13 protein-coding genes are annotated in these 23,469 nt (G+C 68.8%); 4 read left to right on the forward strand and 9 right to left on the reverse strand.

Translation table 11 applies throughout. The annotated features are described in order from the left end of the window. Positions 1-14: 14 nt before the first annotated feature. The 5 genes from AC1RTO_RS12415 to AC1RTO_RS12435 all read right to left on the reverse strand — a co-directional run bounded on the left by AC1RTO_RS12415 (position 15) and on the right by AC1RTO_RS12435 (position 9,589). A complete protein-coding gene (locus AC1RTO_RS12415) occupies positions 15-1,451 on the reverse strand; it encodes a glycoside hydrolase family 125 protein (protein WP_493161139.1) in 1,437 nt (478 codons plus the stop codon). Positions 1,452-1,465: 14 nt separating this feature from the next. After that, positions 1,466-3,805: a GH92 family glycosyl hydrolase gene (locus AC1RTO_RS12420; RefSeq protein ID WP_493161213.1), complete on the reverse strand. Its 2,340-nt coding sequence runs from the start codon at positions 3,803-3,805 to the stop codon at positions 1,466-1,468. A 38-nt stretch (positions 3,806-3,843) separates the two neighbouring features. Further along, complete coding sequence (locus AC1RTO_RS12425; protein WP_493161140.1) at positions 3,844-4,995, reverse strand: glycoside hydrolase family 43 protein; 1,152 nt, start codon at positions 4,993-4,995, stop codon at positions 3,844-3,846. Then, a complete protein-coding gene (locus AC1RTO_RS12430; protein ID WP_493161141.1) occupies positions 4,995-8,057 on the reverse strand; it encodes a TonB-dependent receptor in 3,063 nt (1,020 codons plus the stop codon). The genes AC1RTO_RS12425 and AC1RTO_RS12430 overlap by 1 nt, the downstream gene beginning before the upstream one ends. A gap of 329 nt (positions 8,058-8,386) precedes the next feature. Further along, entirely contained in the window at positions 8,387-9,589 is a 1,203-nt protein-coding gene (locus AC1RTO_RS12435) for an ROK family transcriptional regulator (protein ID WP_493161142.1), read from the reverse strand. Positions 9,590-9,867: 278 nt separating this feature from the next. Here AC1RTO_RS12435 and AC1RTO_RS12440 point away from each other — a divergent pair, with 278 nt between their 5' ends. Together AC1RTO_RS12440 and AC1RTO_RS12445 are read left to right on the forward strand one after the other, a co-directional pair. Next, positions 9,868-12,216, forward strand: coding sequence for a GH92 family glycosyl hydrolase (locus tag AC1RTO_RS12440; protein ID WP_493161143.1), 2,349 nt, complete (start codon positions 9,868-9,870; stop codon positions 12,214-12,216). A 132-nt stretch (positions 12,217-12,348) separates the two neighbouring features. Further along, positions 12,349-12,693, forward strand: coding sequence for a hypothetical protein (locus tag AC1RTO_RS12445; protein WP_493161144.1), 345 nt, complete (start codon positions 12,349-12,351; stop codon positions 12,691-12,693). A gap of 30 nt (positions 12,694-12,723) precedes the next feature. Here AC1RTO_RS12445 and AC1RTO_RS12450 read toward each other — a convergent pair whose 3' ends face one another. From AC1RTO_RS12450 to AC1RTO_RS12465, 4 genes are read right to left on the reverse strand one after another with little or no spacing between them, the layout of a single operon-like run. Beyond that, complete coding sequence (locus AC1RTO_RS12450; protein ID WP_493161145.1) at positions 12,724-14,031, reverse strand: amidohydrolase; 1,308 nt, start codon at positions 14,029-14,031, stop codon at positions 12,724-12,726. An 8-nt stretch (positions 14,032-14,039) separates the two neighbouring features. After that, on the reverse strand, positions 14,040-15,851 hold the full coding sequence (locus AC1RTO_RS12455) for an amidohydrolase family protein (protein ID WP_493161146.1): 1,812 nt from the start codon (positions 15,849-15,851) through the stop codon (positions 14,040-14,042). Next, positions 15,848-18,265 (reverse strand): zinc-dependent metalloprotease, encoded by a 2,418-nt coding sequence (locus AC1RTO_RS12460; protein ID WP_493161147.1) that lies wholly within the window; start codon positions 18,263-18,265, stop codon positions 15,848-15,850. The genes AC1RTO_RS12455 and AC1RTO_RS12460 overlap by 4 nt, the downstream gene beginning before the upstream one ends. A gap of 50 nt (positions 18,266-18,315) precedes the next feature. After that, the gene (locus AC1RTO_RS12465) at positions 18,316-21,711 is read right to left on the reverse strand and encodes a TonB-dependent receptor domain-containing protein (RefSeq protein ID WP_493161148.1); all 3,396 of its coding nucleotides are present in this window, start codon (positions 21,709-21,711) and stop codon (positions 18,316-18,318) included. A 169-nt stretch (positions 21,712-21,880) separates the two neighbouring features. Between AC1RTO_RS12465 and AC1RTO_RS12470 the strand changes: the two genes are divergently transcribed. Next, complete coding sequence (locus AC1RTO_RS12470; protein WP_493161149.1) at positions 21,881-22,477, forward strand: RNA polymerase sigma factor; 597 nt, start codon at positions 21,881-21,883, stop codon at positions 22,475-22,477. Further along, positions 22,392-23,423 carry a FecR family protein gene (locus AC1RTO_RS12475; protein WP_493161150.1) on the forward strand — a complete coding sequence of 344 codons (1,032 nt, stop codon included), beginning with the start codon at positions 22,392-22,394 and terminating at the stop codon, positions 23,421-23,423. Before AC1RTO_RS12470 ends, AC1RTO_RS12475 begins: the two co-directional genes overlap by 86 nt. Positions 23,424-23,469 lie beyond the last annotated feature (46 nt).

The raw sequence follows: 23,469 nt of genomic DNA on the forward strand, positions 1-23,469 counted from the left end.
TCCGTCATCGCCATTCAGAACCGGCCCGCGAGCAGCGCGGGTTTACGCCGTTCGAGGTCGAGGATCAGTTCGCCGAACAGGCCGTTGGCCCAGGCGAACCAGCTGCGCGTGAACTTCACCGGATCGTCCTTGTGGAAGGATTCGTGCATGAAGCCAGTGCCGCCGTGCGTCGCCTTCAGCCACGACAAGCACTGGCGGATCACGGCATCGTCGTCGCTATGCATCGCATGGGTGATGATCGACATCGGCCAGATCATGTCGAGGCCGATATGCGGGCCGCCGATGCCGTGCGCCGCCCGGCCGGCGAAGAAATACGGATTGCGGTCGCTCCACGCCAGCGCGGCGGTGCGCCGGAACAGCGGATCGGCGCGGTCGGCGGCCCCGAGCAGCGGCAGGCCGGACAGGCTCGGCACGTTGGCGTCGTCTATGAAGATGGCGTTGCCGAAGCCGTCGACCTCATAGGCCCAAACCTCGCCGCCGCGCCCGTCGGGCATGCGGCCATGCGCGGTCAGCGCCGCCTCGACCTCGTTCGCCAGCGCCTCGCTGTCCGTCGCCGCCGCGGCATCGCCGCGCGCCTCGCGCTGCACCGTCGCCAGCATGCGCAGCGCGGCGACCGCGAACAGGTTGGAGGGAATCAGGAACGGGTAGAGGCAGGCATCGTCCGAGGGGCGGAACATCGAATGGATCAGCCCGACCTTGCGCGTCGGCGCACCGAACCCCTCGAACATCAGCGTCTCGGTCGGCGAGACGTTGAGTCGCTGGAACCGATAGCTGCCCTTGCCCTGCTTGCGCTGCTGTTCGCGAAAGGTCGCCACCGCGCGGCGCATCGCACGCGCCCACAGGTCGTCGAACGGCCCGGTGTCGCGCGTCGCGGTCCAGTAACCGTGCGCCAGCCGCATCGGATAGCAGAGCGAATCGATCTCCCACTTCCGCTCCGCGACGCCCGGCTTCATCTCGGTCTGGTCGGTGCGCGCGCCCAAATTCGACCGCGCGGTTGGGTCGTACATGAAGGCATTGGCATAGGGATCGATCAGGATGCAGCGCGCCTGCCGCGCGATCAGCCCGGCGAACAGCCGGCGCAGCGCCGCATCCTTCGGCGCGAGATGGACGTAGGTCTGCAATTGCGCGGAGCTGTCGCGCAGCCACAAAGCCTCGATATCGCCGGTGATGACGAAGGCGTCGGGCCTGCCGTCGACGGTGCCGAGCCGGACCGTGGTGTCGAGCGTGTTGGGGTAGCAATTCTCGAACAGCCAGGCGAGTTCGGGATCCGCGATCTTCGCCTTCACCCGGACGATCTCCGCCTCGACCGCGGGGCTGGTGAAGCGGCGCGCCGCGGGCGGCGGCCGCCGGGTCGGCGGCGTCGTCGCGGCGGTCGCGGCGCGCGGCACGGCGGCGGCGATCGCGAGTGCGGCGGCCCCGGCCATCACGTCGCGCCGGGCGGGGTTCGTCATATCCTGCTCCATCGTCAGCGCGCGGCGACCGGGGCGCTCATCGAAAAGGGCGCGTCGCCCTTTGCGCTGCCCCAGCTGCGATTGGGCGTCGGCCCCATGACGAAGCGCAGCGTGCCGCCCTGCTGAAGCGCCGCCCGCGCCAGCCACGGCTTGTCGTGCCTCTTGCCGTTGAACGTCGCCGACTGAATGTAGACGTTGCCGGGGCCGTTGTTGACCGCCTCGATCGTCAGGATTCTGCCACCCGGCATCGTCAGCCGGACGTTGCGGAACAGCGGGCTGCCGATCGCATATTGGCCGACCGCGGGCGTCACCGGATAGAAGCCGAGCGCCGAGAAGACGTACCACGCCGATGTCTGGCCATTGTCCTCGTCGCCGGGATAGCCGTCGGGCGTCGGCGCGTAGAGCTTCCTCATCACGTCGCGGACGTGATATTGCGTCTTCCACGGCGCGCCCGCCCAATCGTACAGATAGGTCATGTGCTGGATCGGCTGGTTGCCATGCGCATATTGGCCCATGTCGACGATCTGCATCTCGCGGATCTCGTGGATCGTCTGCCCGTAATAGCTGTCGTCGAAGATCGGCGGCGTGGTGAAGATCGAATCGAGCCGCTGCACGAACGCCGCATCGCCACCCATCAGATCGGCGAGGCCCTGCACGTCCTGCATCACCGACCAGCTGTAGTGCAGCGCATTGCCCTCGGTGAAGGCATCGCCCCATTTGTACGGATTGAACGGCGTCGACCAGCTGCCGTCCCGGTTGCGGCCGCGCATCCAGCCGCTCTGCGTGTCGTAGAGCTTGCGGTAGTTCTGCGCGCGCGTCGCATAGAGCTGCGCATCCGCGGTCTTGCCGAGCGCCGCCGCCAGCCGCGACAGCGAGAAATCGGCGGTCGCATATTCCAGCGTCCGCGCGGCATTCTCGTTGATGCCGACGTCATAGGGGACGTAGCCGAGCCGGTTGTAATGTTCGACGCCCTCCCGGCCGACCGCGTGGACGACATTGCCCTTCCGGTCGACGGGCCGCCCTTCGGACGTGGTCGAGTTCTTGACCATCGCCTCGTACAGCGTCGCGACGTCGAACCCGCGCACGCCGTTCAGATAGGCGTCGGCGATCAGATTCGCCGAATTCGACCCGATCATCACATCGCGGTGCCCGGGGCTGGCCCATTCGGGCAACCAGCCCGATTCCCGGTAGGTGTTGACCAGCCCCTGCATGATCTCGCCGTCCCGCTCGGGATACATCAACGCGAAGAAGGGGAAGACGGCGCGCCACGTGTCCCAGAAGCCGTTGTCGGTGTAGAGCACGCCCGGATGGACCTTGCCGTCATACGGGCTGTAGTGGACCGTCTGCCGCTGCGCATCGACCTCATGGAACATGCGCGGGAATTGCAGCATGCGGTAGAGCGCCGAATAGAAGGTGCGGCGGTTGTCGATATCGGGATCGGTCACCTGCACGCGGTCGAATTCGCGCTGCCAGATCGCCTTGGCCTTCGCCCTGGTCGCCTCGAACCCGTCGCGGCCGATCTCGCCGCGCAGATTGCGCTCGGCCTGATCGAGGCTGATGAATGACGAGGCGACCTTCACGCCGACCTGTTCGCCCTTGCGCGTGGCGAAGCTGACCACCGCGCCGACGTGATCGCCCGCGCGCGTCGGCGTCGCGGCGAGCTGGCCGTTGTCGTCCCAGGTCCGGCTGACGGTGAAGTCGCGGTCGAATTCGGCGACGAAATAATTGTGGAAGTTGGCCGGCACGCCGCCATGGTTGTTGCGGACATAGCCGGTGATCCGCCGCCGTGCCGGGTCGATCGACACCATCGATCCGCCGGCATAGCCGTCGAGGATGATGTGCGCGTCGTCGCTCTCGGGGAAGGTGAAGCGGAACTGCGCGGCGCGCTCGGTCGGCGCGACCTCGGCGGTGACGTCGTAATCGGCGAGATAGACCTTGTAGGCGTACGGCCGCGCCTCCTCCGCCTTGTGACTGTACCAGGACGCGCGCTCGTCCTCCTTCACCTTGAGTGCGCCGGTCGTCGCCATCAGCGAGAAGGCGGCATAATCGTTCATCCACGGGCTCGGCTGGTGCGTCTGCTTGATGCCGCTGATCCGGTTGGCGTCGTAGGTGTAGCCCCAGCCGCTACCGGCCTTGCCGGTCACCGGCGTCCAGAAGTTCATGCCCCACGGCACCGCGACCGCCGGATAGGTGTTGCCGTAGGACAGCGTATAATCGGAATCGGTCCCCATCAGCGGATTGGCGAGGTCGACGGAGGGCGTCGCCCCTTCCCGCGCCGCGGCAGCCCCTTCCCGCGGCGCGGCGGCCTGCCCCAGCACGGGTGCCGGCGCCATCAGCGCGACCGACGCCGCCATCGCCACCGTTCCGCGCCATGCGCTGCCCCGTCTGCTGCTCACATCCTGTCCCCTGTTGGTGTCGTGCGCGGTGTTCCGATCGGCCGCGGTGCCACGCCGGCGTCGGTCATCACCACCGGTTCGATACGGCCATCGGCGGCGAAGCGCATCCGGTCGATCGCGATCTGGCGGTGCTCGCCGCGGTCCGTGTCGAGCGGGCGGCGGTGATAGGCGATGTACCAGTCGTCGGTCCCCGGCACGTTGACCACCGAATGATGCCCCGCCCCGCGTGCGATGCGCAGGTCCTGCGACAGGATCTTGCCCCTCGGCGTGAACGGCCCGGTCGGCCCGGGCGCGGTCGCATAGGCGACGCTATAGTCCGGGCCGGTCCAGCCGCCCTCCGACCACATCAGATAATAGGTGCCGCGCCGTTCGATCATGAACGATCCCTCGACATAGCCGGGGGGCGTCACCTCCTTGTAGAGCGTCCCGTCGGCGAACGGCACGATCCGCCTGAGATCGGCGCTGAGGCGGACGACGTTGCAATGCTTCCAACCGCCGTAGAATAGATAGACCTGCCCGTCGCGATCGCGGAACGCGAAGGGGTCGATCGGTTGCGCGCCATGGTGGAACGCGCCGATCAGCGGCTTGCCCAGCGCATCCCTGAACGGGCCGCCGGGCCGGTCGCTGACCGCGAGGCCGATGCCGCCGACCTCGGCATCGCTCTGGATGTCGTTGGCGCTGAAGAACATGTAATAGCGCCCGTGCGCCGCGATCACTGACGGCGCCCAGATCGCATAGGCCGCCCAGTCGGCATTGCGCACATCGAACACATGATCGTGCTTCGTCCAGTGGACGAGGTCGGGGGAGGAGAAGGCGTTGAAGAAGGTCTGCATCCCGTAGGACGGCCGTACCGTCCGGCGCTGCCGCGCCTTGACCTGCGCCGCCGAAAAATGCGGCGTCACGTCGGGCGTGCCGGCATGGTCGGAATAGGTCGGGTAGATCCAGTAGCGCCCGGCGAAGACGCGGATCTCGGGATCGGCATACCAGCCCGGCACGATCGGGTTGGACGCGCTCGCGAGGCTGCACGCCATCAGCGCGCCCGCCAGCATCGCGCCGCGCCGCAGCCGGCGCCACACGCCGCCGGACGTGCAGGATCGATCGCGCCGCGCGGGTCCCATCGGGGGGAGGAACGGGATACGCCGGGCCATCAGAAGTTGAACGACACGCCCACATAGGCGCGGCGTCCGAAATAGTTGCGATAGGTGAAGCGATCCTTCGTATCGTTGCCGAGGTGCCGGCGCTCCTCCGACTTGGTCAGGTTGATGACCGAGGCGGTGAGGTTAAGCCGGTCGGTCAGGGCGAAGGCGGCGTTGAGGTCGACCTGTTCATACGGGTCGGTATATTCGTTGAGCCCCGATTGTAGTCCGCCGACGACCTCGCCGCGCCGGTTGTACGAGGCGCGCAACAGGACCGGGCCGCGTTCGTAGAAGAGCGATGCGTTGACCTGCGTCTTGGCGCTGCCGACCAGTGCCGACGATCCCACCGTCTGCCCGTCGAGCGACACGTCGGCGACCGAGGTGTCGTTATAGGTGAAGTTGACCTGCGCCCCGAGGCCGAACGGCAGCGTGTGCTGCGCATAGAGTTCGATACCCTGCGACCGCGCGTTCGAACCGTTGGCGACGGTCGAATAGGGCTGGATCAGCACCTGTTGCCCGGCGACCTCACGCGTCACGTCGAGCACCAGCGGCACGACGAAGTCGGACACGTCTTTGCGGAACAGCGTCGCGCCGAGCACCGAACCGCGGCGGAAATACCATTCGATGCCGAGGTCGTATTGCCACGCGGAGAAAGGGTTGAGCTCCGCATTGCCGCCGCTGCCCGACCAGCCGGCGAACTCGCCGAACTGGCCGCGGTCGAAGGCATAGGCGTCCGTCCGGAAGGTCAGCGAGCGCTGCGAGCCGAGGTCGTTGAACGACGGCCGCGCGATCACCTTCGCCACCGCGGCGCGGACCAACAGGTCGGGCGTCACCTCGTAGGAGGCGTTGAAGCTCGGCAGCCAGTCGGTGTAGGTCTTGGACTGGTCGGCGCGGGTGTTGACGATCGTCTCGCGCACATTGAGCGGCAGCACCTGGCAATTGCCGTCGGGGCCGAGCGGACGGTTGGGGTCGGTCGGGCCGTTGGGACCGTTGACGCAATAATCGTTGAGATATTGCAGGCGGTCGGAGGTGTTGCCCGATTGGCGCGTATTGGCCACGCGCAGGCCGACGTTGCCGCGGAAGCCGCCGGTTTCAAAGTTGAGCTGCGCATAGCCCGCCCACACCCGCTCGCCCAGATCGTAGACGAAATCGGGCTCGTACACCCGCACCGCCGGACCGTAGGTCGTGTTGAGATAGCCGAGATACCGCTGGAAATCGATGCCCGGCACGACGTTGGCGTCGAAACCGCCATTGATGTTGCCGATCGGCTTTTCATAGAAGAACTCGGGCCGCGCGACCGCCCCCGCGGCGGTATCCTGATAGCGCAGCTGCGTTGCCGCATCGGCATACCAGTCGTTGCGCCCGGTTTCGCGATGGATGCTGAGGTCGCGCCACTTGCCGCCGATCTGCACCGATTTCAGGACACCGTCTAATCGGCGCGTCAGGTCGAGCTGGACGTAGCGCTGGCCGATGTCGCTGTTGACGAAGCTGGAGCCGGTCGAGCCGACGTCGATCTGCGCGATGCCGTTACGGATGTTCTGCTGCAACTCGGGCGAGAATGCGAAGCTGGCACCGCCGTTCGCGATATCCCAGTTGCTGACGAAATTGCCGTTGCGCTCCTGTCCGGTCACGGTCAGCCGCGGCTTAGCCGCGACGCTGAAGCGGACCGACGGACCGCCGCTCGCCTTGGTCTTGCCGAGTTTCAGCACCGCATCGAAGCGATCCTGGCTATAGCGCACTTCGGTTTCGAAGGTGTTCGAGGTCTGCTTCTCGCGGCTGAACGTGCCCGCGATCTGCGGCGTTTCCATCGTGCACGGCGGCGAACGCGTCAGGCAGCCGGTTCCCGCCTGCGGCACCGCGAAGCCGGCGGACTGGAAGATCGTGCCGCTCCTGTCGAACGTCGCGCCGGTGAAGAAATCGCCATAGCCCCATTCCGGGATCTTGAGCACGTTCGAGGTGAAGTTGCTGGTATAGCCGAAACGGAAATAGTTCGACGTCACCGTGACGTTGTCGAACGGGCGGAACTGCGCCGTCGCCTGGATGCCGTACCGTTCGCGTTCCTGGTCGAAGACCTCGGCGTTGACCGACTGCGGCGCCCAATAGCCCGAATAATGCGTGCCATCGCGCGCGGTGACGCCCTGCCCCGGCCAGTAGGAGACGGCATCGTCGTTGGCGAGCGGGTTGCCCTTCACGTCCGTCGCCGGGGTGATGATATTGCCCTGCGCGTCGCGGTCGCTCCACCAGCGCCAGCTTTCCGTCGCGCTGCGCAATTCGCGGTTGGTGCGCTTCTGCCAGACGCCGCCGAGCAGCAGGCCGAACGTCTCCTCCTTGTTCTTCCACGAAAGCTGGCCACCGAGCTGCGGCTCGAACTTGTCGGTGGTGTCGGCATAGGTGCCCTCGGCCGAGACGAAGCCTGACCAGGCGGGGACGTCGAACGGGCGACGCGTGTTGAGGATGATCGTGCCGCCGACGCCGCCCTCCTCCAGCCGCGCCTCGGGCGATTTGTAGACCTCGGTGCTCGCGATAAAGTTCGACGGCAGCAGCACATAGTTGAACGAGCGCTGCGGATCGCCACTGTCGGCACCGGCGAGGAAATTGCCGTTGAGCAACGTCAGTGTCAGGCCCGGTTGCAGACCGCGGATGCTGACCCGGCTGCCCTCACCGCCATCGCGGGTGATGACCACGCCGGGGACGCGTTGCAGCGCGTCGGCGACGTTCTTGTCGGGGAACTTGCCGATATCCTCGGCGGTGATGACGTCGACGAAGGCGTTGGCCTCGCGCTTCTGGTTGAGGCTCTGTTCGATCGAGCGGCGATAGCCGGTGACGACGATATCCTCCTGCCCCGTATCTGCCTGGCTGGCCCCGTCGCCCTGCACTGCCGCATCGGCGGGCGTCGCCGGGGCGTCGGCCGGGGGCTGCGCCATCGGGGCGGGAGACTGGGTCGCCGGGGCGGGCGCCTGTTGCGCCCGGGCGGTGCCGGCGAGCGTCGCGGCGAGGCTGACCGTCGCCAGCAGCAACGGCAGCGCGCGGCGGCGATGCGGCATGAACGAAGGCGCGGCGGTGCGTGCGGTCATCGGACGATCCTCTTCCTCGCGAGGGCATCTGCCGGCCCTCGCTTACCCCTGCGATGGCGTGCCGGCCCCCGCTGGATGGGAGCGTCCGGTTGTCCGGATCGCGACGACGCGCTGCCTGAATGCCGCTATCTGCCAATTGCAAAAGCAAATTGTCAAATAGATTGTGGCAGCAACCCTCACGTGTTCACGCACGTGCCGCGCCGCGAACAATGGCGTATTTTCCAATAGATATGGCCGTCCGGGTGGCGCTCACGCGCTATGGCAACATGCGCCGCGACCGCGGGCCTGCAACCATAGGTCAGCAATACTTTGTTACCGTCGGTAGGTGGTCAATCCGCCAGCACGTCCGCCCCGGCGCCCGAATCCTTCCAAAGGGCCCCCGCCTTGGGCAGCAGGAAATGGCTGAACGGCAGGATCGCCGCGCCCACCGCCGGCGCGTCCTCCGACAAGGCGGCACGGCGGACGGGCGCGACCGCCGGCGCCGCGGTCGCGTCGCGGATCAGCGCATTCACCCGCTCCGCCAGTTGCTCGACCAGCCGGCTTGGCAGGCGGCCGCCGATCAGCACCACCGCAGGATCGATCAGGCAGTTGATCGCATCGAGCGGTGTGCACAAGGTCCGCGCTGCCTGCTCGACCCAGTCGTCCAGGCAGGCGCCGACCGCCGGTTCCCACACGGGCTGGTGCAACACCTGCCCGATCGCGAAGCCGGCGCGGGCGAGGTGCGCAGCGAGGCCGGACAGCGACACCGACGCCTGCACGGTGTCGCGCCCGCTGCCCGCGGTCATGAACCCCAGTTCGCCGCTGCGGCCATGGACGCCGCGGACATAGGCGCCATCGGCGACGAAACCACCGCCGAGCCCCGACGACACGAGGATGTAGAAGAAGCTGTTGTAGCGCTGCCCGAGCCCCAGTTGCATCTCGCCGGTCGCGGCGGCGGCGGCGTCGTTCTCGACGAAGACCGGCAGGCGCAGCGGTTCGTCGAACAGCGCCGCCATGTCGATCCCGTCCCACGCCGCATAGGCGGCCGGGCGGCCGGGCAGCGCGACCCGGCCGAGGTCATCGGGCCGCGCGACGCCGATGCCGACCAGCCGGGCAGGATCGACCCCGGCCTCCGCCAGCAGCGAACCGACCGACCGGCGGTACAGGGCGCGGACGTCGTCGGGCAGGGCGAAGGCGGTTTCCGCCGTCGTGCGCGCGAGGGTCTGCGCGGCGAAGTCGACCAGCACGATCGTGATGTGATCGCGATCGATGTTGACGCCGATCGCGTAACAGGCGTCGCGACGGACGACGAGCTTGGTCGGCGGCTGGCCGCGCCCGCCGCGGCGCTGGCCCGCCTCCTCGATCAGTCCTTCCTGCAACAGCCGGCGCGCGATGTTGGCGATCGCCGGCCCGGTCAGTCCGGTGATCCGCGCCAGATCGAACCGGGTCAGCGATCCGCCGAGCCGGATGGCGTGCAGCGTCACGCGCTGGTTGTGATCGGCGGCGCGTTCCAGATTGGTGCCGGACAGGCGCGGCGGCATGCGGCGGGTCATGCCGGGCGGTCGCCGGCGGGGGTGCGCGGCGCGCGCGCCTCGCGCCGCCTGTCATGCCCCCGGATCGCCACGCCAGCCGCCTCCCGATCTGCTTGTTTGAATTGAGCAATTTGATAGTCTAATCCTCTTCCCCGGTCTTGCAAGAGCGGCGTCAGCCGGCCGGGAACCGGCCGAACAGGCAGAGGAGCATGCGCATCGTGATTCACCGGACATCGGGTGGGACGGGTGATGGGAATGCGACGGGGCGGGCATCCGCCGGCATCGCCCGGCGCGCGACCGTGTCCCGCCGCGCCATCGCCATCGCCGCCGCCCTGCTCGGCACCCTCCCCGCCACCGCCGCCGCCGCGCAACAGGGGCCGTCATCGGCGGCGCGGCCGAGCGACGCGGTCGATCCCTTCATAGGCACCGGCGGCGAGGGCCATACCTTTCCGGGCGCGGTCGCACCGTTCGGCATGGTGCAGCTGTCGCCCGATACCGACACCTCCTGCGTCATCCGCAGCTGCTACGGCCATGCCGCCGGCTATCGCTACGACGACCCGACGATCGTGGGGTTCAGCCACACCCATTTTTCCGGCGCAGGCCATTCCGATCTGGGCGACGTGCTCGTCATGCCGGTCGCGGGCGAGGCGGTGCCGATGGACCCCGGCACGCATGCCGCGCCCGGCTACCGATCCGCCTTCCGCCACGCCACGGAGGTTGCCAGCCCGGGCTATTATGCGGTGACGCTCGACGGGCCGCAGGTGCGCGCGGAAATGACCGCCGGGACGCGGGTGGGCGTGCACCGCTACCGCTTCCCGCAGGGGAAGGCGGCGCATCTGATCGTCGACCTGCGATCGTCGCTGTACAATTATCCGGGCAAGATCCTGTGGTCGGGGCTGCACCTGCGCGCCGACGGCGTGCTCACCGGCTTTCGCGAGACGCGCGGCTGGGCGCCGGGGCGCAAATTGTTCTTCGCGATGCGCTTCTCCGCAGCCCTGGTCGGCCACGCGCTGGTCAACCGCGAGACGGACGTGCCGTACAAGGGCTTTCAGGGCCCCGGCCGCGGCAGCGACGCGCTGGCCGAGAAGCTCGGCCGGGCGCTGGAGGCGCGGCTCGACTTCGGCACGCTCGACGCGCCGCTGGAGGTGAAGGTCGGCCTGTCGGGCGTCGACGAGGCGGGAGCGCTCGCCAATCTCGACAGCGAACCGGGCGACTTCGACGCGGTGCGCGCCCGCACGCGCGACGGCTGGGACACGGCGCTGGGGGCGGTCCGCTTCGACGCCGACGGGCCGATGCGGCGCATCTTCGCGACCGCGCTCTATCACAGCCTGCTCGCGCCGAGCGTGTGGAGCGACGCCGACGGCCGCTATCGCGGGCCGGACGATCAGGTCCATCGCGCGGACGGCTTCACCGTCCGCTCCACCTTTTCGCTCTGGGACACGTTCCGCGCCGAACATCCTCTGCTGACGCTGATCCAGCCCGCGCAGACCACGACCGACATCGTCCGTTCGCTGCTCGCCAGCCAGCAGCACAGCCCCGACGGCATCCTGCCGGTCTGGCAGTTCGCCGGGCGCGAGACGTGGACGATGATCGGCTATCATGCCGTCCCGGTGATCGCCGACGCCTATATGAAGGGTATCGGCGGCTTCGATACAGAGGCGGCGCTGCGCGCAATGGTGGCGAGCGCGGATCATGCGGCCTATGGCGGGCTCGGCGAATACATCCGCCGCGGCTACGTGCCCATCGACAAGGAGCCGGAGGCGGCGTCGAAGACGGTCGAATATGCCTATGACGACTGGACGATCGCCCGCATGGCCCGACGGATGGGCAAGGCCGACATCGCCGCCCGGTTCGAAAAACGCGCCGGCAACTGGCGCAACAGCTTCGACGCGCGCTCGGGCTGGCTGCGCGCGCGGCTGTCGAACGGCACGTTCCGCACGCCGTTCGACCCGACCACGATCAACTACGGATCGGACTATACCGAGGGCAATGCCTGGCAATACAGCTGGTTCGTGCCGCAGGACCAGGCCGGGCTGTTCCGCCTGCTCGGCGGCGATGCCAAATCGATCGCCCGGCTCGATGCGATGTTCGACCACGACAATTCGAAGCTCGACTACAGCCATGCCGAGGATATCGCCGGGCTGATCGGCCAATATATCCACGGCAACGAACCGAGCCACCACGTCGCCTATCTCTACAGTTACGCCGGCGCGCCATGGCGCACGCAGGAACGGCTGCGCCAGATCGTCGCCAGCCAATATGGCGCGACCCCGGCGGGGCTCAGCGGCAACGACGACCTCGGCCAGATGTCCGCCTGGCTGGTGTTCACGGCGCTCGGTTTCTACCCGGTCGCGCCGGGATCGAACGAATATGTCATCGGCCGTCCGTTCCTGTCGCGCGCGGCGATCGCGCTGCCGGACGGCAAGCAGTTCGTGGTCCGGACCGACGGGCTGTCGGAAGCCAATCCCTATATCCGCTCGGTGACGCTCAATGGCCGGCCGCTGACCCGCAGCTATCTGCGCGACGACGAGATCCGGCAGGGCGGCGAGCTGCATGTCACGATGGGCGCACAGCCCGACACGGCGTGGGGCAGCAGCGCGGGCGCCCGCCCCTTCTCGCAATCGACGGCGCGGCCCGCCCCCCGGTGACGGAGATGCCCCGCACCGGTTCGGCGCCGCGCCGCACGCGTCGTTCCCGATCGATATCGGCCGGGCACTGGTGTAGGAGCGCGGCCATGGCCGCCGATCCCGGGCGGCCGCGATACGGATCCGGTTGACCCTATGGCCCGCAAGCATTCCAAACACGGCCCCTATGATGCGGATCAGGGCGATGCGGACGACGCACCCGCGGCGCTGGCGGCACCGTGCTGGCTGTGCGGCCGGCCGACGGGCAAGACCATCGTCTGGCACCATCCCGTCCCCAAGAGCCGCGGCGGTCGCGATGTCGTTCCCATGCATCCGATCTGCCAGCAGACGGTGACGGCGCATTTCACCAATTCGGAGCTGCAGCGCCATGGCATGGACGTGGAGGGCCTGCTGGCCGATCCGGCGGTGCGCAAGTTCGTCGACTGGGTCGCGAAGAAGGACCCCGATTTCACCGCCACCATCACCAAGAAGCAGCGCTGAGCGACGCGGGGGGACGTAGCCCCCCGCCCCCTATCGCATCACCGCCAGCGCCGCGACCGTCAGGGTGCGGATGCCCGAGCGTATCGCCGCCTCGTGATCGGGCGCGAAGAAGGGCGAATGGTTGCTCGGCACCGTCTGCCCCTTGGCCGCGAACCGCGCCAGCGTCGCGGCGTCATAACCGCCGATCGTCATGTAGACGGACGGAACGCCCGCCTCGACGAAGGCCGAATAATCCTCGCTCGCCGACCAGCCCGGCTCCGATGCCGGGACGTGGCGGATCGTATCGGGACTGGACGCGGCCAGCGCCGCTGCCACCTTCGCGCCGAGCGCGGCATCGTTGACCACCGCTGCGGTGCCGTGGAGCCATTTGACCGTCGGTTCGGGCGCGGCGGCCATCGCGGCGGACGCCTTGGCCACCCGGCTGACACCGTCGAGCAGCAGCGTGCGCACTGCGGGCGTGAACGAGCGCAGGCTGAGCTTCAGCACCGCCGTATCGGGGATGATGTTGCCGACGGTCCCCGCCTGGAACGCGCCGACGGTGACCACGCCGAACGTGCCCGCGTCCTTCTGCCGGCTGATGACGGTCTGCACGTCGGTGACGAAGCGCGCGCCCATCACGATCGGGTCGATCGTCGCGCTCGGCATCGATCCGTGGCCGCCGCGGCCGTTGAAGGTCACCTCGACCGAATCGGAATTGGAGCTGACCACCCCGTCCTTGACGATCACGGTCCCCGTCGGCTCCGATCCCACATGCACGGCGATGCCCGCATCGGGTTTCGGGAAGCGCGTGAACAGACCGTCGGCGATCATCGCCTTCGCGCCCTTGACCTGCTCCTCGGCCGGCTGCGCGACGAACATCAGCGTGCCGTGCCATTGCGCCTTCATCGCCAGCAGCGCCTGCGCCGCGCCGATCCACGCGGTCATATGGACGTCATGCCCGCAGCTGTGCGCGACGAAGCTGGTCTTGCCCTCGAAACTCGCCTGCGCGCGGCTCGCATAGGGCAGGCCGGATTTCTCCTCCATCGGCAGGCCGTCGAGTTCGGTACGGACCAGCAGCGTCGGCCCTGCGCCGTTGCGGTAGAGCGCGACAAGGCCGGTGCCGCCGACCTTCTCGGTCACGGTGAAGCCGAGCGTGCGCATCCGGGCCGCCAGCACGCCGGCGGTACGGACTTCCTGAAACCCCAGCTCGGGATGCGCGTGCAGGTCGCGGTACAGCGCGTCGAGCTGCGGGTAGCTCTTGACCACGCTCGCATCGATCGCCTGACCGGTCGGGTCGGCGCTGGCGGCGGCGGCCGGCAGGAGGAGCGACGCTGCCGTGAGCAGGGTGCGGATCGCCATGCCGCGGCTCAAAAGAAGTGCAACGAGTCGAAGGCGACGCTGACCGTCTGACCCGGCGCCCGCGCCGCTCCGATTTCGACCTGCACGATAGCATCTCCCTTGAACGCGATACCCGGCTTATCGCCACGCGAAACCGGCGTCAGCATCGTGAAGGGAATTTCGATCGCCGTCCAATCCGCCGTCCCCGTCACCGGCGCGGACCAGCTGCCCGCCAGCCCGTTGAGCTTCAACAAGAATGGTCCCGCCCCTTTCATGTCGAAGCGCACGCCGCGATAGCCGCGCACGTCGACCGGCTGGACCGATCCCCGCGTCAGCGGCACCGCGACGCCGGCATAGGCGTCGCCCTTCATCGCCATGCGCGCCGACAGCTGCAGCGCGTGGCCGCCGTCGCCGCGTGGCACGATCTGGCTGATCTCGACGGTGCGATCCATGCCGCCGTCGCCGGTTTCCAGCCGCAGCGTGTCGAGCGTGCTGCGACCGTCGGGCCGCTCGAAATCGTCGATCGTCGCCGGCACCGTCACCGCCGGCAGATAGCTGGCGCGATTGCCCGCGGGCAGCGCCGGGGCGCCCGGGCCATGGACCAGCCGGCCGTCGATCACGACCTGCGACAGCTTGCGGATATCGGCGATCCGTTCCCAGGGCCGGCCGTCGACCAGGATGATGTCGGCGCGCTTGCCCGGCGCGATCGTGCCGCGGTCGCCGTCGAGGTTCATGATCTCCGCACTCGACCGCGTGCCGGCGACCAGCGCCTGCGTCGGGGTCAGGCCGGCGCGGACCAGCAGTTCCAGCTCGCGCAGCGTCGATGCGCCGTGCGGCGTTCCCGGCATGCCGGCATCGGTCCCCAGCCCGATGCGCACGCCGGCATCGTACATCACCTTCACATTGTGCAGCGCATGGCCGAACTTGGCGACGCTCTGCCGGTAGCGCGCGCTCGCGGGATCCTTCGGGGGGCCGGCCTTGTCGGGCTCGTAGACCGCCAGCGTCGGTGCCATCGCCATCTTCGCCGCGACGATTGTCGCGAGCGTCGCCGGGTCGATGTCGCGATCCTGCAGTCCGTGTGCCAGCGCGTCGATCTTGGCGCGTGCCGCGACCCCGCCGCGATCGACGGTGACCGTGTGGGTCAGCACCTTCCACCCGGCCTGATGCGCACCCTCGACCAGTGCGCCCAGCGTCCATTCGTCCATGCTGGTATTGTCCGGCGCGACGCCATAGCGCCAGCCGTCGGTGAACGCCTTGATGAGGTCGGGTTTGTACGGCTTCAGCCGCTCGACCGCGGCTTTCGCGGCTTCGGGCGTGTTGACCCAGATCGTCGTCGACTGATCCGCCCAGTCCGCGCCATGCCCCCCGGGCGTGCTGACCCGCGCGGCGAAGTTGACGTGCGGCGCGGCCAGCGACGCCAGCCATTGCCGGCGCGGTGCATAGCTTTCCGGCTGTTCGTGGAAGTCGTTCACCGTGGTGACGCCCGCCTGCACATAGGCGGTGGCGATCTGCGGCGTCGTCGCGGGGACGCCCGCCGGGGTCCAGTGGGTGTGGAGGTCGAACAGGCCGGGCAACAGCGCCTTGCCGCGCGCGTCGATGATGCTGGCGCCGGCGGGCGGCGCGACGTCCGGGCCGACCGCGACGATGCGGCCATCCTCGACCAGGACGTTCGCGCGCCTTGGGGCGGCGCCGGTGCCGTCGAACACCGTGGCGCCGACGATCGCCAGGCGCCGGGGCGCGGGGGCCGGCGTGGCGGCGGTGGTCAGGCCGGCAATCAGCAGGACGATCCCGACGCGCAGCGGCAATGCGGCGCGGCGATCAGGCGAAGCGATACGGGTCACGAGGCATCCTTGCTTGCAGGGGATAGGGGCGTCGTCAGCCAGTCGTCCTCGTCGCTGCCGATCGGCGCGCCCGGCGGCACCTCCGGCGGCGGCGCGATCGGCTCGGCGAGACGCTGCAACTGTTCGACCGGCCCGGTCAACAGCGCGGCGAGATAGGCGCAGGAATCGGTTTCGATCCGGTCGCCGGCACAGCCACGCAGCCGTGCGCCGAACCGGGTCGCGGCACCGCGCGCGGCGGCGATCGCGGTCGACGACAGGCGCTTGTCCTGCAACAGCCCGGCGAGCCGGGCGACGTAGCGGCCGCGCACCCGCCGCCGAAGCTCCGCCGCCCGTCCCTGCCCCGCCGCGGTCGGGCCGAGCGCGGCGCCGATCCGCTCGAACAATTCATCCACCGACAGCTGCTGCGGGTCGACGCGCTGCTGCTCGATCAGCCGGTTGAGCCGCTCGGGATCGAGCAGCGCCTCGAACGTCACGTCCGCCGCCGCCTCGGCCGCGCCCGGCAGGTCGAACGGCGCCGCGGTCCGCGACGGCAGCAGCTCGATCTCATACTGGATGTCCGGCGTGCCCGACTGGACCGACGACAGCACCGCCAGCAACGCGTCGGGCAGGTCGAGCTGGTCTGGCGACAACGTGCCGATCAGCGCGGTCAGCGCCGCGCGCTGGCGGGCAGCGGGAACGACCGCCGCGCGTTCGTGGCCGTCACCCTTCACCGCATAGCCATAATCGACACCGCCGATCAGCTTCGACGCCGCGGTCACCTGATAGCGATGGTAGAGGTAGATCGGCACGATCATCCGCCGCAGATCGGCCGCCGGCGCGCCATCGGGCAGGTTGCGCAAGCCGAACCGCGCCAGCGCGATCCGCCGCACTGCCAGCACGTTGGCGAGTTCCGCGACGGCGTCCTCGCCATTGTCCCACATATTGCCATAGGGCTGGGCATCGCCCGCCCCGCGCGTGTCGCCGTCGGACACGAAGCGATAGCCGCGCGCCTGCCCCTCGCGCGCCAGCCCGTCCAGCCAGCGCGCCTCGTCCGCACCTTTCGGCGCCGTGCCGTAGAGCCAGCGGATCGCGAACCGGTCCCACGTGCCGACCCCGGTGGCATAGGCATCGGTCAGGTCCAGCCCGCCGTCGCGCACCCGGATCAGCGGTGCGGGATAGTCCATCACCGACGCCCGGTCGGCATAGCTGCTGCCCGCGAAATTGTGTGCCAGCCCCAGCGCGTGCCCGACCTCGTGCACCGCCAGCTGGCGCAAGCGCGCGCGGACCAGCCGGATCGGATCATCCGCCGCGCCGCTATTCTCCCGCTCCGCCCCGACCAGCCCCTCGAAGATCATCTTGTCCTGCCACGCGCGCAGCGAGCCGAGCTGGACGACGCCGCGCACGATCTCGCCCGTGCGCGGATCGACGATGGTCGATCCGGTCGACCAGGCGCGCGTCTCGCGATGGACCCAGGCGATGACGTTGTAGCGCGCGTCCATCGGGTTGACGCCCTCGGGCAGCAGCTCGACGCGGAACGCATCGCTGTAGCCCGCGGCGTCGAACGCCTGCGCCCACCAGCGCGCGCCCTCGATCAGCGCGGTGCGGATCGCCTCCGGCGCGGCGCGATCGACGTAGAAGACGATCGGCTTCACCACCGGCGATCGCGCCGCCCCGGGATCGCGCCTGGTCAGGCGAAAGCGGCGGACCAGCCGGGTGACGATCGGCCGGTCGAGCGCGGTCGCATAATCGTTGCGGATCACCTGTACCGAGGTGCCGGTGCGCGGATCGTGCGCACGCGGCGCAAAGCCGTCGTCGGGCAGGCGGATGAAGCTGTGATGCACCGCCACGGTGATCGCGCGCGCATCGGGCACCGCGCGACGGATCGCGGTGCCGGGCTCGTCGGTCTGGAAGGTCAGCACCGACTGGAATTCGACATTGTCGGGAAAGGCCGCGCTCTGCCGCGGATCGACATAGCTCAGCGTCGGCGCAAGGCGGTAGGTACCGGCCTTGCCCTGTTTCAGCCGGCCGGCGATGTCGAGGCCGTCGCGCAGCAGGAACCCGGCGATGTCGACCGCGGTGCCGCCGCCCGGCTCGTCGACCGCCTCGCCCGCCCAGATAGTGGACGGGGCGAAGGAGGATTCCACCGCTTCCTCCGCACCCCGCTCCCCGTTCAGCGCGCGGAAGCGGGTGTTCTCGAACGACAGCAGCACGCGTTTGCCGAGCCGGCGAAACACCAGGATCTGCGTCTGCCCCAGCCACGCGCGATCGACGCCGATGTCCTTCGCGCCCAGGCCGGCGGCGATCGACGGCGTGTAGAGATAGCGGCCGATCACCCCGTCCGGCCCCGCCGCGGGCAGGCGGATCACCTGCCTGCCGCCGTCCCGGTCCGCGACGACGCCGAACAGCGTCCCCTGCGCCGCGGCGGGAGCGGCCACCACCGTCGCCGTCCCGAGCAGGACCGCTAGAACCAGACCGCGCATCCGCATCAGAACTTGTGCCGGATGTTCGCGTACCAATAGCGGCGGACCGGCGTATAGAGGATGCCGAGATAGCCGTCCGACGACAGCGACGGCTTTTCGTCGGTCAGGTTGCGCACCCCCAGCCGGATCGTCGTGCCGGCGAGCGACCCGCCGGTGAAGGCATATTGGCCGAACAGGTTGCCGGTGATCTGGTCGTCGACGATCCACGGCGCGCCGGCGGAATCGATCAGCCCGGTATCCTCGACGCTGCCGATATATTGGGTGAAGGCGCCGATCGTCACGTTCTTTAGCGACCAGGTGAGCGCGCCCGACCATTTCCACGTCGGCCGGGCGGATTGCCGCCGCAGGTCGCCGCCGCCGGTAATGCTGGTGCCGGCGTTGATCTGGCCGGCGTCCCGCGCCGCCAGCAGCGCCGCGATGCCGGGCGACGGGTCCTGATAGAATTTGATGAGATGCGCGACGTTGAACGACAGGTTGAAATTGCCGACGCCGGTGTCGCGCAGGTTGTAGATCGCGTTGAGATCGACCCCGCGCACCGTCTGCGGCAGCTGGTTGACGTAACGGTCGGTGACGAACAGCACCTGCCCCGCCGGCGCCAGCCCGGTGCCGGTGAAGGCCGCGATATCGTCCCCGGTCGGCGCGGCGCGGACGACGTTCGGGTTGGTCTGCCCCGACTGGCGCAGCAGATAGTCGAGGATCAGCGCATTGCCTTCGCCGAAGATGCCGACCAGCCCCTTCTGCTTCACCTGCCAATAGTCGCCGGTCAGCGTCAGGCTGCCGAGGCCCGAGGGCAGCGGCGGTTCGAGCACCGCACCGAACGACAAGGTCGTCGCCCGTTCCGGATCGAGATCCGGGTTGCCGGAGCGTTGCGCGGTCGTCGTCTGCGACCGGGCGCAATTGGCGAAGCTGCTGATCCGCCCCGCGCGCAGGTCCGCCTCGCAAAAGGCATAATCGGTGCGCGTGTTGGTGCGGGTGACCAGCGCGGCGTTGGTCTGTTCGAGGTTGGGCGCGCGGAACGATTTCGCCCATGATCCGCGCAGGCGGATGCCGCGGACGATGTCCCACGCACCCGCGACCTTCGGCACGGCGATGCTGCCGAAATCGCTGTAATCCTCGAACCGGCCCGCGATCTGGAAGTTGAGGCTGCGGATCAGCGGCACGCCCATCTCGGGCGAGATCGCCGGGATCGCCAGTTCGCCATAGGTCGCGAAGACCTCGCGATGGCCGCGCGTGTCGGGGTTGATGCTCGAATTAGCGAAATCGCCCGCCACGACGCGGGTCAGCGGATCGGTGTAGGTGATCGTGCCGTCGATACGCGCATCGCGATCGTCGAGCTGCGTCTCGCGCCGCGCCTCGATCCCCGCGGCGAAGCCGACGTCGCCGGCCGGCAGGGTGATGAGGTTGCGCTTCGACACGCGGAAGTCGAACGTCGCCAGCGTGGATTTGGTGCGCCGCGTCAGGCTTTCGCGGATCGCATCGATCGTCGATTGCCGGTTGGGCGTCGCATCGCCGATCGACGGCCTGTCCAGCGTGCCGCCGTTGAAGACGTTATAGGCGTCGGGCGTCGACAGGCCGAGGTAATAGGCAAGCTTGGTGCGCGAGATATTGTCGCTGACGTCGCGGACGGTCGCTTCCGAATAGCTGCCCGCGGTTTCCCAGTCGAAGCCGTTCCAGCTGCCGCGCAGGCCGAACAGGCCGCGATATTGCTGGTTGGTGACGTCGACCTTGATGTTGCCGAAATCGGAAAACGAATAGTTGCGGATCGTCACCGGCAGGCCGGCGGCGGGCACGTTGGTGCCGGGGATGCGATTGGGATTGGCGGTGCCGTCCGCGAAGGTCGCGGCGCCGAACGGGTTCCAATAATTGCTCGCCGGCACCGTGATCGGGATCGACGTCAGCGTCTGGATCGGGCTCTGCTCGGCATGCGTCTTGCCGCGATAATAGCCGCCCTCCCAGAAGGCGGTGACCGAATCGTCGAGGTCGAAATGGCCGGTCAGGAACAGGTTGATACGATTGAGCGACGGGATCACCGACGTCCGTTGCGCCGCCGTATCCTGCCGCAGGTCGCGGTCCGCGCCCGCGGTCGACAGCGCGCCGTCGTCGATGCACAGGCCGTTGCCGATCGCGCGCTGGCATCCTGCCGAGGTGGTCGGCTGGATGTGGAACAGGCCCGACGCGCTGGTCAGCGCGGTCGTGCCGGCGCGGATCGTGCCGAAGCTGGCGGGCGTCTGCGCCGACAGCCACGGCGTCGTCACGCTGCGCGAATCGAGCGAGGTCGCGCCCTCGAACCGGGTGCCGACGAACAGCGCACGCCGGTCGGACGAGGCGGTGAAGGATTGTTCGGTGCTGTCGAGGCCGGTGCCGCGATCGTAATTCGCGAACAGGGTGACGTTGCCGCGCCCGCCGGCGAAATTGGTGCCGAACACGCCATTGGCGTTGAATTCGCGAAAGCCCGTGCCCTCGGCGCCGCCATATTGCACCGACATGTCGCCGCCGCTGTAATCGGTCTTGAGCACGGTGTTGACCACGCCCGCGACCGCATCGGCGCCATAGATGGCGGCGGCACCGTCGCGCAGCACCTCCAGCCGTTCGAGCCCGTTCACCGGAATCGCGTTGGAATTGTAGGTCAGCACCGGCACCAGCTGGGTGTTCGCCTGGCTGGTCGGATGCGCGACGACGCGGCGGCCGTTGAGCAGGACGAGCGTGTTGCCGATGCCGAGGTTGCGCAGATTGATCGAACCGACGTCGCCGCGCGCCGAATTGCTGCTGCCCGGCAGGTACGAACTGTTGAAGGTGACGTCGCCGAATTGCGGGACCGAGCGGAACAGCTCGTCGCCCGACACCGCGCCGGTCGCCGCGATCTCGCGCTGGCCGATGACGGTGACGGGCAGCGCGTCGTTGACCTTGGCACCGCGGATCTGCGAGCCGACCACGACGATGTCGTCGGGCGGCGCCTGATCCTGCGGCGCATCGCTCGCGGGCTGCGTCTGATCGGTGGCCGGTGGCGCCTCGGGCGTAGCGGTCTGGACGAAGGACGGGGCGGCGGAAATCGTCCGCAGCCGCGGCGCCGGGTCGCTGGTCAGCGCGACGACGCCGCCCGCCATCGACGCGACGCGCAGCGGCGTGCCGCGCAGGATCCGCTGCAGCGCGGCCTCGGCCGGATAGCTGCCGACGACCGCATCGGCGCGCAGCGCGCTGACGCTCTTCGACGGGAAGAGGACGCGATAGCCCGATTGCCGGGAGAAGGCCTGCAACGCGCCGCCCACCGATTGCGCGGGGATGTCGAACTGCACGCTCCGCACCGCCGATTGCGCGACGCCCGCCTGGACGCAGCCTGCGGCGGTCAACACGAGTGCGCTGACGCGGACGGCCAATGCCGTTCTGCTGAACCTGGTCTTCATAATCCCCCGTCGCCTGAAATCTGCGATGTCCCTGCCGAGAGAGACGAACGGCCCCGCGAAACCCTCACCGTCCGACGTCATAAAAAAGCAATTAAATGGCTCGACAGCCCCCGCGTTTGTCGCTTTCATGCGGGCCGCGGAGAGGATCGGCTACCCAGGGGGAACGGGTTTGAGCGATCGCGATCAGAAGCTGGAATGGTTCAAGGCGGTGATCCTGCCGCAGCAGGCATTGCTGCGCCATCGTCTGCGCCGCGTGATCCGCGACACGCAGGATCTCGACGATCTGGTCGCAGAGGTGCTCGCACGGACCTTCGCCTGCGCCGACTGGCGCGCGATCCGCCACGGCCTCGCCTTCCTGACCCGCACTGCCTACAACATGCTGATCGACCAGCAGCGGCGCGAGGTGATCGTCTCGTTCGACTATATGGCCGATCTGGACGGGTTGCAGCGCAGCATCGATACCGACGGCATGCTCGACGCACGCGACACGCTGCGCCGGCTGGAAACGATCATCGCCACCTTGCCCGCGCAGGCGCGGCGCGCCTTCGTGCTGCGCCGGGTGCAGGGCCATGCGATGACGGAGATAGCGGATATCATGGGGATATCCGTCTCTACCGTAGAGAAGCATCTGACCAGGGCGCTGACGCTCGTGACGGCGGCGATGACGGAGCAGGAGGATCATGGGGTTACCCGGCATGGCGCCGCCGACGCACGACAGGACGGCGATTCAGGCCGAGGCCGCGGCGTGGGTCATCCGGCTCGATAGCGCACCTGCCGACGACGTCCGCGCCGCGGCCGATGCCTGGATCGACGCCTCGCCGCATCACGCCGTCGCCTTCGCCGCCGCATCGCTGGCGTGGGAGACGGCATCGCGGTCGCGGGTGCGGGAGGCTCCGGAGATGGAGGGCTGCGCGCTGGAGGACGCGCCTGCCGATCCGCCGACGGCGATCGCGGCATCCAACAACGCGCCGACCGACGCGCGCCGTCCGGTGACACGGCGCGGTGCGGTCGGACTGCTCGCCGCCGCCGCGGTCGGCAGCGTCGGGCTAGGCCTGTCGCGCTACGCCGACCTCATGCCCGACCGGCATCGCACCGGCCGCGGCCAGCAGAGCCGCACCCGGCTGGCGGACGGGACATCGATCGCGCTCAACACCGATACATTGCTCGACACCCGCCTCGACGGGTCGGAACGCCGGGTCCGCCTGCTCGCGGGCGAGGCGATGTTCGACGTCGCGCGCGATGTGCGACGGCCGTTCGTCGTCGACCTCGGCACCGCACGTATCCGCGTGCTCGGCACCCGCTTCAACATCCGCCGCCTGCCCGACCGGATCGAGTTGACGGTGACGCACGGACTGGTGTCGGTCCTGTCCGGGAACGGCCAGTCGGTGCGCGCCGCCGCCGGCGACACCGCGCTGATCCGGCCCGACATGCTCGCGACGACGCGGCTCGACGACGGCTCGATCCTGCGTCGGGTCGCGTGGCAGGACGGCTATATCGAGCTGGACGAGGACACGCTCGAACAGGCGGTCGATGAATTCAACCGCTATCGCGAACGGCCGATCGTGATCGTCGATCCGCGCCTCACCCCGCTGATGGTGTCCGGCCGGTTCGGCGTGCGCGAGAGCGCGGCGTTCCTGACCGCGCTGACCGCGAGTTTCCAGATCCGGGTCACGCCGGTGTCCGACGGATCGATCGCCCTCTCCCGTAGCTGATGCCGGCCGCCGCCGCCCTCGCCTTTCCCCGCATTCCGGAGTCTCC

It is taken from the genome of Sphingomonas sp. GW821-FHT10F09 (assembly GCF_058809195.1).